The following is a 14728-nucleotide window of genomic DNA, read 5'->3' as shown; positions in this document are numbered from 1 at the left end:
GTCTATAATCAAGCGCATTTTTATGACTATTGCTTAACCTTAAAATACTTTATTATCAACAGGATTCCCAATAAGATGTTTAGATAAAAGCCCAACTGATACGTTTTTGTCAGGAATTCCAAACTTGTCCAAAGTCGTATCAAATCTTCTAGTGACATGCGGAAGAAATAACCCTCTGTCGCAATCCACAAAATCAAAAATAGATAACTACCCGCAACAAGCCATTTCGTCCACCGTTTTTTTAGTAGGCAAGCAATCAAGAGTGAACAGATAAAAACAACTGTTACAATGGCATGTTCCATCAAAAAAGTAAAACCGTAATAGATTTCCACAAAGCGTCTACCATTATCCGCATTGACTCCTTTTATAAAAGGTAGAGCAAAACTTAAAATAAAACAGAGTTCCAATATATAACTTTTTAAGATTTTCATGACACACCTCCTATAAGTTATAAACCCAAAAGCCCCCTTTATAGCTGATAAGTCAGTAGAAAGCGGCTCCTCCTACTTCATCAATAAATTGTTCATCCTCTATCTACTTCTATCTACTTCTATCTACTTCTATCTACTTCTATCTACTTCTATCTACTTCTATCTACTTCTATCTACTTCTATCTACTTCTATTATACGATATTGGCTTACTATTATCAAGAAACCGCTTTATTTTTTTAGCTTTTTATGGTATGATAGACAAAATATCTAGGGGAAAACAAATGACCAACGAATTTTTACATTTTGAAAAAATCAGCCGCCAGACTTGGCAATCTTTACATCGAAAGACAACACCTCCTTTGACAGAAGAAGAATTGGAATCTATCAAGAGTTTTAATGACCAAATCAGTCTTCAAGACGTTACAGATATCTATCTCCCCTTGGCTCATCTGATTCAGATTTACAAGCGAACTAAGGAAGATTTGGCCTTTTCAAAAGGAATTTTCCTCCAACGTGAAAGTAAATCTCAGCCTTTTATTATTGGGGTTTCTGGGAGTGTTGCCGTTGGAAAATCAACAACCAGCCGACTATTGCAAACCCTGCTTTCTAGAACTGTAACTGATGCTAGTGTTGAGTTGGTTACAACTGATGGTTTCCTCTATCCCAATCAAACCTTGATTGAGCAGGGGATTCTAAATCGTAAGGGATTTCCTGAAAGCTATGATATGGAAGCTCTTCTCAACTTCCTGGATCGCATCAAAAATGGACAAGATGTAGATATTCCTGTCTATTCTCATGAAGTCTACGACATCGTACCCGAGGAAAAGCAAAGCGTCAAAGCTGCTGATTTTGTCATTGTTGAGGGAATAAATGTCTTTCAAAATCCACAAAACGAGCGTCTCTATATCACCGACTTCTTTGACTTTTCCATCTATGTTGATGCTGGAGTGGATGATATTGAGAGTTGGTATCTGGACCGTTTCTTGAAAATGCTGAGCCTAGCCCAAAACGACCCTGAAAGCTACTACTATCGTTTTACTCAAATGCCAATTGGGGAAGTGGAATCCTTTGCTCATCAAGTCTGGACCAGTATCAATCTCACAAATCTACAAAATTATATTGAACCAACTAGAAATCGTGCAGAAGTGATTCTTCATAAAAGCAAGAACCATGAAATCGATGAAATTTACTTAAAAAAATAATTTTCCCTTGTCAAAACGTAAGTTTTCAGATATAATGGTATAGTTAGTAAATATGGAGGTAAGAACATTGGCAAACATTAAATCAGCTATCAAACGCGCTGAATTGAACGTTAAACAAAACGAAAAGAACTCAGCTCAAAAATCAGCTATGCGTACTGCTATCAAAGCTTTCGAAGCAAACCCATCTGAAGAACTTTTCCGTGCTGCTAGCTCAGCTATCGATAAAGCAGAAACTAAAGGTTTGATTCACAAAAACAAAGCAAGCCGCGACAAAGCTCGTCTTTCAGCTAAACTTGCTAAATAAGAAACAGTCCATAGAGGCTGTTTTTTTGTCTCCAAATAGGAAAAGGTAGAAAATGAAAATTGCAATTATCGGATATTCTGGTGCTGGTAAGTCAACGCTAGCTGAAAAGTTATCTCTCTACTACTCCATCCCAAAACTTCATATGGACACACTCCAATTTCAACCTGGTTGGCAAGACAGTGACCGTGATTGGATGTTAACCGAGATGAAAAATTTTCTCACCAAGCATGAAGCTTGGGTCATCGATGGTAATTATTCTTGGTGTTTCTATGAGGAAAGAATGCAGGAAGCTGACCAAATCATCTTTCTCAATTTTTCACCATTTACCTGTCTCTTTCGGGCCTTTAAGCGTTATCTTAAATACCGGGGAAAAGTCAGAGAAAGTATGGCAGCTGGTTGTCAAGAACAATTTAATTGGGAGTTTATCAGATGGATTCTCTGGGATGGTCGAACAAAAAATGCTAAGGATAGATACCAATACTTAAACAATACTTACCCAGAAAAGATGCATATTCTCCATTCTCAAGCAGAGATTGATTGTTTTTTGCGATCTTTAAAAAAGTAAACAATATAGTAGCATTTCATTAAAATCAGCATGTACTGATTGACTAAAAAAGGAAGTTTTTCATCCAGAAGTCATCTTTTTTCCTTTTATTCAACAATTAAAAATAACTCGAGCAATTTATAAATCAACAATAAAATTCCCCTAGAAATGAAGAGAATCTTGTTCATAGTTTCTGAGTTCGTGATACAAAAAAACTGAAGGAAGTATAATCCTACTTCTTTCAGTTTTTTATTGTCTCAATTTAGAAAAAACTTCTCCAATCTTACCTTCGATAACTAAATCAGCTTGGCTGTCTTGAGGAGTGCTGGACTTGTTGATAACAACAAGATTTGACCCTGAAAAATAATTGACTAGACTAGCTGCAGGGTAAACAACTAAGGAAGTTCCACCAATGATCAACAAATCTGCTTGCTGAATGGCTCGAGCTGCGCGACTAAATACATCCATATCTAGCGCTTCCTCATAAAGGGTCACGTCAGGTTTGACCACCTTGCGACAATCTAAGCAGTAGGGAACTGGACCTTCAAGTTCCAAAAAGGCAGTCAAATCATAAAAGCGATGACAGCCCAAACAATAATTACAATCTGCACTACCATGCAGTTTCAAAACTTTCTGAGATCCTGCCATTTCATGGAGACTATCGATATTTTGCGTCACAATCGCCTTTAATTTACCTGTTTTTTCCAACGACGCTAGATAATCATGTGCTAAATTCGGCTTGGCATCAGGATAGACCAGATACTTTTTGTAGAAATCAAAAAAATCCTCTGGATAGCGCTCAAACATAGTGCGTGAAACCAGTTGCTCGGCAGTAAAATGGCGACCCAGTTTCAGACTATATATACCATCTGAACTACGAAAATCTGGAATATTAGACTCTGTAGAAACCCCTGCACCACCGAAAAAGACAATGCTCTGACTTTGATCAATAATACCTTGTAATTGTTCAATCTTATCCATTTTGTACTCCTAGGAATTTTCAAGTTAAAAAGTTGAAAGTCTTGACTTCTTGTCAACTTGGCTTCCAACTTTATTTGATTATGATTTAGATATTAAACTGACTAGTCTCGGTCCTTTGACACAATTAGGCTTCCTTCAATTTCCTTATTCTTACCTATTTCAGGATCGATTCATTGTTGATAGTTATCATTTTGAGAACAAGAGAAATCATTCTGAATATAGCCTACCTTTAGTCTGCAATCAATGTTTCCAAACCGACCTTCATCATATCAGTGAAGGTATTTTGGCGTTCTTCTGCAGTTGTGTCTTCGTCTGGATTGACCAAGCTATCAGAGATGGTCATGATAGCAAGCGCGTCAACATGGTGTTGGGCAGCAAGATAGTAAAGGGCTGCTGCTTCCATTTCCACAGCCTTGACTCCCCATTTACCAAGTTCGATGTTCTTTTCAAAGTAGTTTGAATAAAAAACATCAGAAGACAAAACGTTCCCAACGTGGGTGGTCATACCAAGTTCTTTAGCAATATGGTAGGCCTTATCCAGCAAATCAAAGCTAGCGATTTGTGGGAAATCATACTGTGGCCAGTCATTACGGACAATGTTTGAGTTGGTTGCAGCTGCCTGCGCCAAAACCAATTCACGGACGTGAACATCTTCATTCAAAGAACCAGCAGTTCCCACACGAATCAATTTCTTCACACCGTAGTCCACAATCAACTCACGCGCATAAATCGAAATCGATGGCATTCCCATCCCAGTTCCCATTACAGATACACGGTGACCCTTGTAAGTACCAGTGTAACCAAACATGTTACGCACTTCGTTAAAACAAACAGCATCTTCAAGGAAATTCTCCGCAATAAACTTGGCACGAAGAGGATCCCCAGGAAGAAGAATTTTATCAGCAATTTCACCCTGCTGAGCAGCAATATGGATAGACATAATTAAGATATAAAGGGCGACAGAGAACAAAGTAAAAATAGGAAACTGACGAAGCATCTCAGATGCTAGACAGTTTATCTTTTTTACACAGTTCTCCGCCCGTATTCAGTTCAATGAATACAGTTAACCCATCCTTTCTTTTATTGTTATGAAAAGTTTTCCGCTCGTGTTCAAATCAAAACACACGCTCTACCTTTCTTTTTTTATATTTCATAGCTAGGAAAAATCGGATTCAATCATGACTCCGATAAGCCTACTTCTTTTTTATTTCAAACAGTTATTGATAAATTGACAATAGTTTTTAATCTTTTAAGATAAATCTTTGATTAGAAGAAACGGTCATTCTCTATCTTATTACTCTATTCTTTGACTTCTGACACAGTATGTTAGCCCAAGAAAAACGATCTAATATTTTTGCAAATTCATAGGCTAAAACAGCTGTTACTAAGAGATACGGAAGAGAATCTAAAGCTAGCCCAGTGAAACCTATTACTAATCCAGTTGCTGACCAGGGAGCCCTCAAAGTCACAGACAAAAAGCAAACCGATCCCAAAAGCAAAATGCTTGGCTGGCTATCCCCACCTAGAATCATTCCAAAGAGAGCAGCTCCAGCCATCCCCAAGGCAAAAGATGGCGTAAGTGTACCACCATAGGCCCCTGCCCATAGAGTAATAAGAACGACCAGTGCTTTTAGGATAAACAAGAGGAATACTGTTTTGCCGTTGCTACCATTCAATACTTCCTGAGCCATCATACGTCCATTTCCAAGTAGATGTGGAAAATAACTTGCCAACCCAGCAAGAAAAAGAAAAGCTGTAGGCAATGTGAGAAGTACTCGTTTATCTTTTATCCTGTTTGAAGACACTTCTTTACTCAAGCCACCAAAAAGCCAAGCTAGTGGGGTTAAGAAAAGAAGTAATAAGGGAATAATCCACATTTCCTTTAATGACCATGCGATAGCTGGAATCTGGTAGAGAGCCTGATCTGAAATAACCAAGCCTGCTGTATAGGTTGACACATAGGTAGTCAAACCGACTAAGACAAATCGTTTAATAGATAGAGCAATTCCTAGAGTTTCAAAAACAAAGAAGACACTTGTTAATGGAACCTGGTAGACAGCTGCTAAACCAGCACCAGCACCACAAGCAAGGAGAAAGATTTGATCCTTCTTAGAGAGAGAACATATTTTTCCAATTGGTCCTGCAAATAGAGTTCCAATCTCTCGTGGCGCAGCTTCTTTACCAATAGGTGCTCCCCCTCCAACTGCAATAATCTGCCAAATTGAATGAAATAGCTGTTTTAAAAAATGAAGTTTGTATTGTGAAGTCTCATCTTTCATCTGTGCTTTAATGGAAAAAATCTGTGATTTTTTTTGCAAGAAATACCAAACCAAGGATGAGCTGACACCCACGATTATTAAACTTAATCCTATCCGCGATGAGGAAACTCCATCTGTCAAGAATACAGTTTGATGCTCTGATTGACCAAAAGCTATCCCCTCTATTATCTTTAAAAGATAATGTAGAAAAATACCAAATAAACCTGAAACTATTCCTTGCAAAATGACTGCTAGGAATAATTTAAGATTATAAGGGATTTTCTGAAAAATACTCCTCAATTCTTTTAACATAGTAATAATTCAGCAAAAACGGCTTTAAGTAAGCCTTTAAAATTACCTTTAACACACTCAGTCACTTCTATAACCTCTTCGTGGTTAATCTCTTCTTTGAAACCAGTAGTATAGTTAGTAATACATAAAATTCCTAGAAGTTTCAAAGCTGAGTAGGCTACAACAATAACTTCAGGAGCAGTTGACATTCCGACCACATCTGTTTCAAGCATCTTATAGGTACGAATTTCCACTCGTGTTCAAATTAGAACACCTCACTCTACCTTTCTGTTTAATTTTGTTCTTTCATAGAGAGCTACCTGAGTTCTATTCAAGCTCAGGTAGTACTTCTCTTATAAACTAAATCATCTCATTATTAAATAGTAGGATTTTTTACAAGACATCGTCATCAGAAATCTTAGAATTTAATGTCGTGCCCCAATGGGTAATTTTACGATGGGGTTGAGCTAAAATTGGTCTGTTTTCATAGATTGTTTGCCATCTATTCCATAGTAGACCTGTCTTTTTCTCAATCTTAATTCGCAGATTTCTCATATTTTCTTTGATTGGGAGGTTGAGGACAAAACCTGCAGTCTGGTTGCGACCGTTTCCTTCCCAAGAACGACTACGAACAACTTGGTTTCCATCTTTATCTACTGTAACTTCTTCCCAAGTGATAGAGTAGCGGGCAATGTAAGCTCCACTATGTTGAATTGTCAATGTTTTATCCTTCACAGGAGTCTGACTGATTGGTTGAACTGGCTTAGAAACTTGTGTCGCTGTCTCACCATTCGTAGCGATAAAGCGGAAAACTTCTACTTCTGCAAGACTGAGGGCTTGATTGTTCTTACGTAGTTGCACACGAACACGGCGTCCCAATTTCCCATTTAATTGAACATCCAAGCTCGTTCCGTCAAGTTTAGAAACATACTGTCTAGCAACTTCTTTCCCTTTTTCATCATATAAAATCACATCAAAGTCTGACAGACGTTTAGAAAGTTCTCCATCCCCACGGTTATGAAGGCGAACAAGTCCTACCTGTTCTGTACGACCTAAATCAACTTCCCACCAAGGCTGGTTTTCAAATTTTGTATGGGTAATTGATTGCTGGCTATAACTACTATTGGTATTACCATCCAAGGCACGACTAGCATCTCCACCAAAATCAGTAGAACTTTGCTTAGCTTGTTTTTTCCAAGCAATATTCTCAGCACGATATACTTGGACTTCTGCAAGACTGAGGGCATTATAGCCTTCTAGCTCAATTCGAACATAGCGCGCTTTTTTATGGTTAATCGCAATTTGTGCTGATACATCTTTAAGAGATGTTATGCGTTTTCTCTCAATTTCTTTACCAGAACTGTCTAAAAGAATGACATCAAAGTTTGCCAATCTATCCTGGGCAGTGTCTGTTCGGTTGTAAATATTGATTTGGCGAATGGTTTCTTCTTTAGCCAAATCTACTTGCCACCAAGGCTTGGATTGGAAGTTGGTATGAGTGACAGAATTGTGACCATAGTTACCATCAACTTTGCCATCCACAGCTCTTCTAGCATCTCCTCCGAAAGCTGTCGAACTTTGACTAACCTGTTTTCCTAAGGCAATATTTTCCATTGGTTCAGCGCTTGGTTGACTAGAAGATTGAGGCAGAGCCTGTTTCTTAAAGAATCGCACTTTATCCAATTTCGGATCACGATAACCATGTTTGTCTAAGGTAGCTCGTTTACCAATATTAAAGTTAGGAATATCATTCATTCGACTTTCAAAATAGCCACGAGAACGGTGTTTAAAGCGTGAATTACCTGTAAATGTAACAATATCACGATCATTATGAATCAATGGAGTCACAACATTATCATTATCAACTACATAATGCTTAATTTTTCCACTAACAGCTAATTTACGGCTTTCCAAACCAACATCCCAGAAACCATTCTTAGCATTCCAAACAGTTCTGGAAGTAATCACTTTAGGCGCACTGAAAGTCGTCACTTTCCTCAATACATGGTTATAAAAGTCAGGATATTTTTGGTAAGCTTCAACCGCTGCAATCTGAGCTAGGTAGCCTCCAAGAGAATGACCTGTCATATACAACTTGGTAATACTTGTATCCTTAGCTAATTCCCCAACAACCTTGCGGATATCATCCGCTTGAGCTGGTTTATTTCCACCTAATAAAACCAAATCTGCACTTAAGTCCTTGGCGTCATTAACTCGCGTTCCACGAATAGCCAACATGTGCACCGTTCCATCTTTGAGATAAGGAAGGTCGCTCTTGGTCTCAAATAAGAAAGCATCCAGACCACTATCTGTATGGTAGGCTTTTTTCATCTTCCAGAAAGGAGCCAATTCATTGTGCATGAGTTTGTATTCTTGACGGTCAAGATAGAGACTAGGGAAAGGATTCTTATGATCTAAAATTTTCTCAATATAATCATCGTCTCGATAGGCTAACTCCATAAAGAGAAGAGAATCACGGTCTGTGACATACCATTCTTTCTTATTGTCATCTTCTCCATCTGACAAACCATCCCCATCACTGTCTGCTAGCAAGGGATGACTGTTATATCCTAGATAATCCTTACCATCTTTGTTGTACACATAAAGTTCATCTTTGTTTTTGATGCCATCTTGGTCATCATCCCCTTCCAAATCAAGAACTTTTTCACCATAGAGAGATTCATCAATCAAATCATTTTCTAAATGCAATTCCCCTTTGGAAATCTTCACCAAATCTTCTGCTGTTAAAGAACGAGTATTTGTTGGTTTTTCTGTCACAACTTCTTCTTTAGTTTCTTCTACAGGAGCATGAATAGGTGAGTCTTGAGCTGGCTCTGTTATCTCTACTTTTGACTCTTCCCTTTTGTTTTCAAGAACTTCACTTGCTTCTGGAAGCGTTTGAGGAGTTAGTCTTGGCTCCTCTCTAAGAGGAGTTTCTAGTTTTGGAGCAACATTTTCCGGCTCTCTCAATTCCTCCTTAGAATCTAGCACTCTTGTTGCCACTTCAGATGTTACATCTTGTTTTAGTTCATTGGCTGAAATTCCAGCTGGAGCTAGAAATGCGAAGCCGACTGCAACAGATACAACTCCGATACTTAATTTTTTTATGCCAAAGCGCATAATTCGTTGACCAATTTTCATTATTTCTTATCTTTCTTTTCGTTTATTTGTAAGCAGACTCAAGCAAAATCTCATTGTGCTATATATGATAAGACTGAGAAATTCAGAAAGTAAATTCATTCTTATCTCTTCTTATCATACTAGTCTGCTTGGCTAGGAAGCTAATGCTAGTATCCTAGAATCTTGTCTTTCACAATGCTAACTATCAGACTCTTTCAGTTACAAGAGTAGGAAGAAACCCATAGTCTACCTATGTTTCTTCTTTGTTCCGAATAGTCAATTATGAAAAGGTAGAGGTATTCCCCCTTTTAAATCTTTTTTCTTACAATTCAGCAAGAATAGCTTTAAGCAAGCCTTTGAAATCACCTTTGACACGTTCGGTTACTTCTACAACTTCTTCGTGGTTGAGTTCTTCTTGGAAACCAGCCGCAAAGTTAGTAATACATGAAATTCCTAGAACTTTCAAGCCTGAGTGGGCTGCCACGATCACTTCAGGAACCGTAGACATACCAACTGCATCTGCTCCCAGTGTCTTATAGGCACGAATCTCTGCTGGTGTTTCATAAGTTGGACCAGTAACGCCGATATAGACACCTTCATCAAGCTTGATACCAAGTTTTTGGGCCACTTCATGGGCAGTAGCACGGTATTCTGGTGTGTAGGCCTTAGACATATCTGGAAAACGTGGACCAAAGTCATCCAAGTTTTCACCCATCAATGGATTTTGCCCCGTCATATTGATATGGTCTGAGATAGCCATCAAAGTACCAGGGCCATAACCAATACCACCAGCTGCATTGGTTACAATGACACCTTCACATCCAAGAACTTTCATGACACGAACTGGGAAAGTCACCACTTCCAGAGGGTTCCCTTCGTAGAAATGGAAGCGACCTTGAAGAGCCAAGACCTTGCGACCTGCCAGTTCACCATATACCAATTTCCCAGCGTGACCAACTACTGTAGAGCGGCCCCAGTTTGGAATCTCAGCATAGTCTACTACAACTGGATTTTCGATTTCTTCTGCCAATTCTCCAAGCCCTGATCCAAGGATTAAACCAAACTCAGGCGCTTGGATTCCTTTTTCTTTCAGGAAAGTAGCTGTTTCCTTGATCTTATCTAAAAATGTCATTGTGTGTCTCCTCTATTATTTTTTAGCATTTGACCGATTTTGTCAAAAGTTTTAGCATTGCGAATAGTAATGTGGCGGTAGAAAGGCATCTTGAGCAAGTACTTGTGATAGGCAGTCTTAGAGTAGGTTTCCTCAGAGAATTTCCCCCAGAAAATACCAAGTTTTCCAAAATGAACGACCTCATCTTTCATCTCTAAACTCTCAACTGTCGTGATGACTTGCTCCACATCCAAACCCTCCGTGTAAAAGAGAACGTCTTTTCTTGCCAAGTCTTCATTCCACCAAGCTGGTAGACTCTCAAGTTCGTCTTCATAGTCTTCTTGACTCAGTAAAGAAAAGCTTTGAATAAATGGATAATTGACTGCAAAGAAAGTCTCTAATTTTTCAACCAATCGAGCTTTTGGTTCTGTCGAAGTAAAGAAAATATTGCCACTGTTGATGTAGCTTTCAACCTTTTCAATTCCCAACTCTGTCAATTCTTGCCGAAGCTGCGCCATAACAACTTTATTTTTCCCACCTACATTAATGCCCCGAACAAGTAAAGCATATCTCGTCATCTTATACCAATTTATCTAAGAAACTTTCCCCAATCATAGCAGTTTCCACACCAAAGTTATCGGCAACAGTCGCTGAAATATCTGCGAAATGTCCGACTGGAATGACGCCATTTCCTTTAAAGGCAGGACTGTAAGCCAAAAGTGGGATATATTCGCGAGTGTGGTCTGTTCCTGCGTAAGTTGGGTCGTTCCCGTGATCCGCAGTAATCAAGAGAAGGTCGTTCTCTCTCATGGCTGCGATAATTTCAGGCAAGCGCTCATCAAACTCATGCAAACAATCACGGTAGCCGTGAGCATTACGACGGTGGCCGTAAAGGGCATCAAAGTCAACCAAGTTTGTGAATGAGAATCCTTTTTCAAATTCAGCAAGGCCCATGGTCTTCAATAGTGTATCAATTCCATGGCTGTTTGACTTGTTGTGGCCCATGTCATGGTTGATACCAGCACCGTTAAAGATATCGTTGATTTTACCCACAGCATAAGTATCGATACCAGCTTCGTTCAATTTATCCAAAACAGTTGGGGCAAATGGAGATACCGCCAAGTCACGACGGTTTGCCGTACGAGTGAAGTTACCTGGTTCACCTACATAAGGGCGAGCAATGATACGACCTAGAAGGGCAGGGCGCTCAAGGGTAATCGAACGAGCGTATTCACAGATACGGTACAATTCATCAAGAGGAATGATGTCTTCGTGGGCAGCAATTTGCAAGACTGGGTCAGCTGAAGTATAGATAATCAACTCTCCAGTTTCCATCTGACGTGGTCCAAAATCATCGATAACAGCCGTTCCTGAGTAAGGTTTGTTGGCTTCACGAATAACCTTGCGTCCTGAGAAATCTTCGATTTTTGTCAAGATTTCTTCTGGGAATCCGTTCCAAAAAGTATCGAAAGGTTCAGTAATATTGAGTCCCATGATTTCCCAGTGACCAGTCATGGTATCCTTACCAAGAGATACTTCTTCCAATTTCGTCGCATATCCTGTTGGATTGCTTTCAGCTGGTACCGTCTTAAGAGGAGTTTCACGAGGAATATTTCCAAGACCTATTTTAGCCATGTTTGGGACATTCAAACCAACTGTTTTTGAAATGTGTCCCAGTGTGTCAGAGGCACCATCTGGAACCCCTGCATTGACAAAGTTATTGGCATCTGGTGCAGCTCCGATTCCTACAGAATCCAGTACTACCAAGTGAATACGATTAAATTTAGACATCTTATGCCCCCTTCTATTTTTCTTTTCTTGAGGTTAAAATCTGAACGCCATCTTGTCCAGCAACGATTACCTTATCCACCATTTGGTTGAATAAGCCGTGCTCCACGACACCAACGACATGGTCCAATTCTTGTCCGAAAGCAATTGGATCTTCAATGACATCCAAGGCAAGGTCAATGATAAAGTTCTGCATATCGGTCACAAAACGTTGGCCATCTTTTTCACGGAAACTTGGTTTGTAGCCAGCTCGTTCAAAACGACGAAAGACCTGCTCTGCACCATACTGAACCACTTCTACTGGCAATTTAAAAGCACCTAGTTTGTCTACCAGCTTGCTTTCATCCACCACCCAAATATATTCTTTTGAGGGCGTTGCTACAACCTTCTCCATCAGAAGGGCACCACCACCGCCTTTGATTCCGTTAAACTGGCTATCCACTTCATCCGCCCCGTCAACCGTCACATCAACCAAGTCTACTTGGTCAATAGACTTGAGCGGGATGTTAAGACCTTCAGCCTGTTTACTAGTCACACTAGAAGTTGTTACAGCTGTAATCTGCAATCCTTCTTCCTTGATACGACGACCGATTTCTTCGACAAAATAATAGGCAGTCGAGCCTGTTCCAAGTCCAACGACCATTCCATCGCTCACGAACTCAGCAGCCTTGATACCTGCCATTTTCTTCAGATTTTCCACCGATTTACCTCCATCATTCTCAGTTCTTATTTTACTATGAAACCGCTTTTTATTCAAGTGAAAAGATCAAATTTACATTTTTCATCAATCTTTCTTTAAAAATATGCATTTTCTTTTTACCAAACGAATAAAAATGAGTTTATCTTTTATGTATTTGATTTGTTCATCTCTTTCCAGTTCCAAAAATAAGACCTTAACTTTGATACGTCTAGTTTAGCATTAAAGCAGGCGCATTTCAAGAATCATAAATTAAGAGAAGGAAGTAGGTTTATCTATCTATTTTAAACAAGTTTATCTTTGCTTACCCTCTCTTGTTGACAAATAATTTTCATTACTTTAGGAAGACAATTACTAATTCCCGTCGGCAAGACCACATACTGTTCTTGAGATAGTTCTTGGGCTATAGCTGAATGAAGATGAGTCGCTACTGCCACACTCTCGTAGAGACTGGCTTGTTTAAACTGGCCTGCAAATCCTGCAATCATCCCAGCCAGAGTATCTCCCATTCCCCCAGTCGCCTGATAGGGACCACCAACCTGTAACTGGTAATAATCAGACTGGCCAACTTGCCAAATACGAGTAGCTGGGCCTTTCTCCACCAAAATTGTTCCTTGAGGAAAGGAAGTCAGGGCACTAGCCGTTGCATCTTCCTTTTGCTTTTCAATCGTAATTCCAGATAATTTTTCCCATTCTTTTTGGTGGGGAGTTAGGATAAGCTGGTTAGACGGAAACGACAAACTTGTCCTAGCAAGAATGGTCAGGGCACCTCCGTCTACAATCAAAATTTGATTCTTTTTTAAGCTAGCAAAGACTTGTTTTACTAGATTTTCTCCAAAAGCATTGTCTCCTAAACCAGGCCCCAGCAAGACAACTTCTGCCTTCTCCAATTGCTCTTTTAACAACTGCTGGTCTTGAAGAGAAAAGGCCATAGCCTCAGGTAAATGGCTGTGTAGAGCAGGGATATTTTCCCTGTCCGTTCCAACGGTCACCAATCCTGCACCGCTTTTTACAGCTGCCAAGGCAGCCATGATGATGGCACCACCATAAGGATAAGTCCCACCCAGCAACAGCAGACGACCGTAGTCTCCTTTATGACTTGTACGAGAACGTTCAATAATGACTTTTTCTAGTAAGGTTTGATCAATCACTTTCATCGTTTTTTCCTCAACTATCCTTTATCTGATTGTTTTAAAACAACTTGATAGACTTTCTTAGTCCACTCTTCTAAGTCTTCTCCAGCATAGTCAAGATAATGCACCCTATCTTGTATTTTAGTTGGAATAATATTTTCAAATTGGCTCTTATTATGAGTTGGAATAATACAAATATACAACTCACTAAATAAATTCAACATGTCCTTAATTTTTGCAACATGGTAGCCATCAAAAATATAACCAGTAACTTTAATCAAATCTGTATAGATAAAATGAAAACTCACTCCAGGAATAAACTTGTCTTGTAATTCTTTCTCTGAAGGAGCTCGACCTAATAAACGCTCCATCGCTAATCGATAACCAGAACTTGTATTTGACCACCCTAACATGACATAGTCAAAATAATCTATCGGATCCGATGCAGCATTTCTACTATCCAAAACCAACTCCTCAGCATCTCGCCCAAAGGCTTTCACAGCAGATAAGAGCTGACCTGTTTTAAAGATAGAAATCGCTGCATCTATAGTCGTAGTATGACTACAGTAGTCTGAAGTCACTAACCTCTTATGTAGATCATAAGTCGAGGCTACTATTTTATTTGTAGGGATAAATGGTGGCAGAAAGGGATTCTGAAAGATGTAATCTAAAATCTCTTTTTTTAAACAAGAATCAGCACACTCAATACTTGTTTGACGTTTATGAAGTTTTTCGTAAGCTATAAATTTAGCAATTTTTTCTAATTCCCATTCTTGAATATTTGGATAATCAATTAGTGCTAAGTAGTATATTCCATCCCATTGTAAACTATATTCCCCATTATAAATTTTTAATATCATCTAATCA

At 39.1% G+C, this 14728-nt stretch carries 14 protein-coding genes and 1 pseudogene; 3 read left to right on the top strand and 12 right to left on the bottom strand.

Translation table 11 applies throughout. The features are described 5' to 3' along the window. Positions 1-26: 26 nt before the first annotated feature. Positions 27-431 (bottom strand): hypothetical protein, encoded by a 405-nt coding sequence (locus tag DSY56_RS00835; RefSeq protein WP_112443528.1) that lies wholly within the window; start codon positions 429-431, stop codon positions 27-29. Positions 432-713: 282 nt separating this feature from the next. On the opposite strand from DSY56_RS00835, the gene coaA reads away from it, so the two are divergent. The 3 genes from coaA to DSY56_RS00820 all read left to right on the top strand — a co-directional run bounded on the left by coaA (position 714) and on the right by DSY56_RS00820 (position 2503). Further along, entirely contained in the window at positions 714-1634 is a 921-nt protein-coding gene (gene coaA, locus DSY56_RS00830) for a type I pantothenate kinase (protein ID WP_000180505.1), read from the top strand. Positions 1635-1701: 67 nt separating this feature from the next. Beyond that, entirely contained in the window at positions 1702-1938 is a 237-nt protein-coding gene (rpsT, locus tag DSY56_RS00825; protein WP_001274000.1) for a 30S ribosomal protein S20, read from the top strand. Between the two features lie 52 nt (positions 1939-1990). Beyond that, positions 1991-2503 carry a DNA topology modulation protein gene (locus DSY56_RS00820; protein ID WP_112443527.1) on the top strand — a complete coding sequence of 171 codons (513 nt, stop codon included), beginning with the start codon at positions 1991-1993 and terminating at the stop codon, positions 2501-2503. A gap of 228 nt (positions 2504-2731) precedes the next feature. On the opposite strand, the gene DSY56_RS00815 is transcribed toward DSY56_RS00820, so the two are convergent. From DSY56_RS00815 to DSY56_RS00765, 11 genes and pseudogenes are all read right to left on the bottom strand, one after another. After that, positions 2732-3463 carry an NAD-dependent protein deacylase gene (locus tag DSY56_RS00815; RefSeq protein WP_112443526.1) on the bottom strand — a complete coding sequence of 244 codons (732 nt, stop codon included), beginning with the start codon at positions 3461-3463 and terminating at the stop codon, positions 2732-2734. Positions 3464-3692: 229 nt separating this feature from the next. Beyond that, on the bottom strand, positions 3693-4403 hold the full coding sequence (gene deoD, locus DSY56_RS00810; RefSeq protein WP_000022096.1) for a purine-nucleoside phosphorylase: 711 nt from the start codon (positions 4401-4403) through the stop codon (positions 3693-3695). Between the two features lie 346 nt (positions 4404-4749). Then, positions 4750-6033 carry a chloride channel protein gene (locus DSY56_RS00805; protein ID WP_112443525.1) on the bottom strand — a complete coding sequence of 428 codons (1284 nt, stop codon included), beginning with the start codon at positions 6031-6033 and terminating at the stop codon, positions 4750-4752. Continuing rightward, positions 6027-6272 (bottom strand): annotated as a pseudogene (locus tag DSY56_RS00800) (phosphorylase family protein); the annotation flags it as partial. The pseudogene DSY56_RS00800 and the gene DSY56_RS00805, both read right to left, overlap by 7 nt. Before the next feature lie 133 nt (positions 6273-6405). After that, complete coding sequence (locus tag DSY56_RS12700; RefSeq protein WP_112443523.1) at positions 6406-9153, bottom strand: galactose-binding domain-containing protein; 2748 nt, start codon at positions 9151-9153, stop codon at positions 6406-6408. Positions 9154-9454: 301 nt separating this feature from the next. Next, entirely contained in the window at positions 9455-10264 is an 810-nt protein-coding gene (locus DSY56_RS00790; protein ID WP_112443522.1) for a purine-nucleoside phosphorylase, read from the bottom strand. Then, positions 10261-10821, bottom strand: a complete 561-nt coding sequence (locus DSY56_RS00785; protein ID WP_112443521.1) for a DUF1697 domain-containing protein — start codon at positions 10819-10821, stop codon at positions 10261-10263. Before DSY56_RS00785 ends, DSY56_RS00790 begins: the two co-directional genes overlap by 4 nt. Before the next feature lies 1 nt (position 10822). Next, positions 10823-12034, bottom strand: a complete 1212-nt coding sequence (locus DSY56_RS00780) for a phosphopentomutase (protein ID WP_112443520.1) — start codon at positions 12032-12034, stop codon at positions 10823-10825. Between the two features lie 13 nt (positions 12035-12047). Continuing rightward, complete coding sequence (gene rpiA / locus DSY56_RS00775; protein WP_112443519.1) at positions 12048-12731, bottom strand: ribose-5-phosphate isomerase RpiA; 684 nt, start codon at positions 12729-12731, stop codon at positions 12048-12050. A gap of 281 nt (positions 12732-13012) precedes the next feature. Further along, complete coding sequence (locus tag DSY56_RS00770) at positions 13013-13885, bottom strand: NAD(P)H-hydrate dehydratase (RefSeq protein WP_112443518.1); 873 nt, start codon at positions 13883-13885, stop codon at positions 13013-13015. Between the two features lie 14 nt (positions 13886-13899). Continuing rightward, positions 13900-14721, bottom strand: coding sequence for a phosphate ABC transporter ATPase (locus DSY56_RS00765; RefSeq protein WP_112443517.1), 822 nt, complete (start codon positions 14719-14721; stop codon positions 13900-13902). Positions 14722-14728: the final 7 nt, after the last annotated feature.

Source organism: Streptococcus sp. 596553, from assembly GCF_900411395.1.
GTDB classification, from domain to species: Bacteria; Bacillota; Bacilli; order Lactobacillales; family Streptococcaceae; genus Streptococcus; species Streptococcus mitis_BA.
Note: the sequence above shows the minus strand (reverse complement) of the source record. Positions and strands in the feature narration are given on the sequence as shown.

What these genes read in the sequence shown, in the direction of transcription:
- DSY56_RS00765 (WP_112443517.1), bottom strand. Translation starts at nt 14,721, where the DNA reads ATGATATTAAAAATTTATAATGGGGAATATAGTTTACAATGGGATGGA.
- DSY56_RS00820 (WP_112443527.1), top strand. Translation starts at nt 1,991, where the DNA reads ATGAAAATTGCAATTATCGGATATTCTGGTGCTGGTAAGTCAACGCTA.
- DSY56_RS00835 (WP_112443528.1), bottom strand. Translation starts at nt 431, where the DNA reads ATGAAAATCTTAAAAAGTTATATATTGGAACTCTGTTTTATTTTAAGT.
- DSY56_RS00785 (WP_112443521.1), bottom strand. Translation starts at nt 10,821, where the DNA reads ATGACGAGATATGCTTTACTTGTTCGGGGCATTAATGTAGGTGGGAAA.
- DSY56_RS00790 (WP_112443522.1), bottom strand. Translation starts at nt 10,264, where the DNA reads ATGACATTTTTAGATAAGATCAAGGAAACAGCTACTTTCCTGAAAGAA.
- DSY56_RS00770 (WP_112443518.1), bottom strand. Translation starts at nt 13,885, where the DNA reads ATGAAAGTGATTGATCAAACCTTACTAGAAAAAGTCATTATTGAACGT.
- deoD (WP_000022096.1), bottom strand. Translation starts at nt 4,403, where the DNA reads ATGTCTATCCATATTGCTGCTCAGCAGGGTGAAATTGCTGATAAAATT.
- DSY56_RS00815 (WP_112443526.1), bottom strand. Translation starts at nt 3,463, where the DNA reads ATGGATAAGATTGAACAATTACAAGGTATTATTGATCAAAGTCAGAGC.
- coaA (WP_000180505.1), top strand. Translation starts at nt 714, where the DNA reads ATGACCAACGAATTTTTACATTTTGAAAAAATCAGCCGCCAGACTTGG.
- DSY56_RS00780 (WP_112443520.1), bottom strand. Translation starts at nt 12,034, where the DNA reads ATGTCTAAATTTAATCGTATTCACTTGGTAGTACTGGATTCTGTAGGA.
- DSY56_RS12700 (WP_112443523.1), bottom strand. Translation starts at nt 9,153, where the DNA reads ATGAAAATTGGTCAACGAATTATGCGCTTTGGCATAAAAAAATTAAGT.
- DSY56_RS00805 (WP_112443525.1), bottom strand. Translation starts at nt 6,033, where the DNA reads ATGTTAAAAGAATTGAGGAGTATTTTTCAGAAAATCCCTTATAATCTT.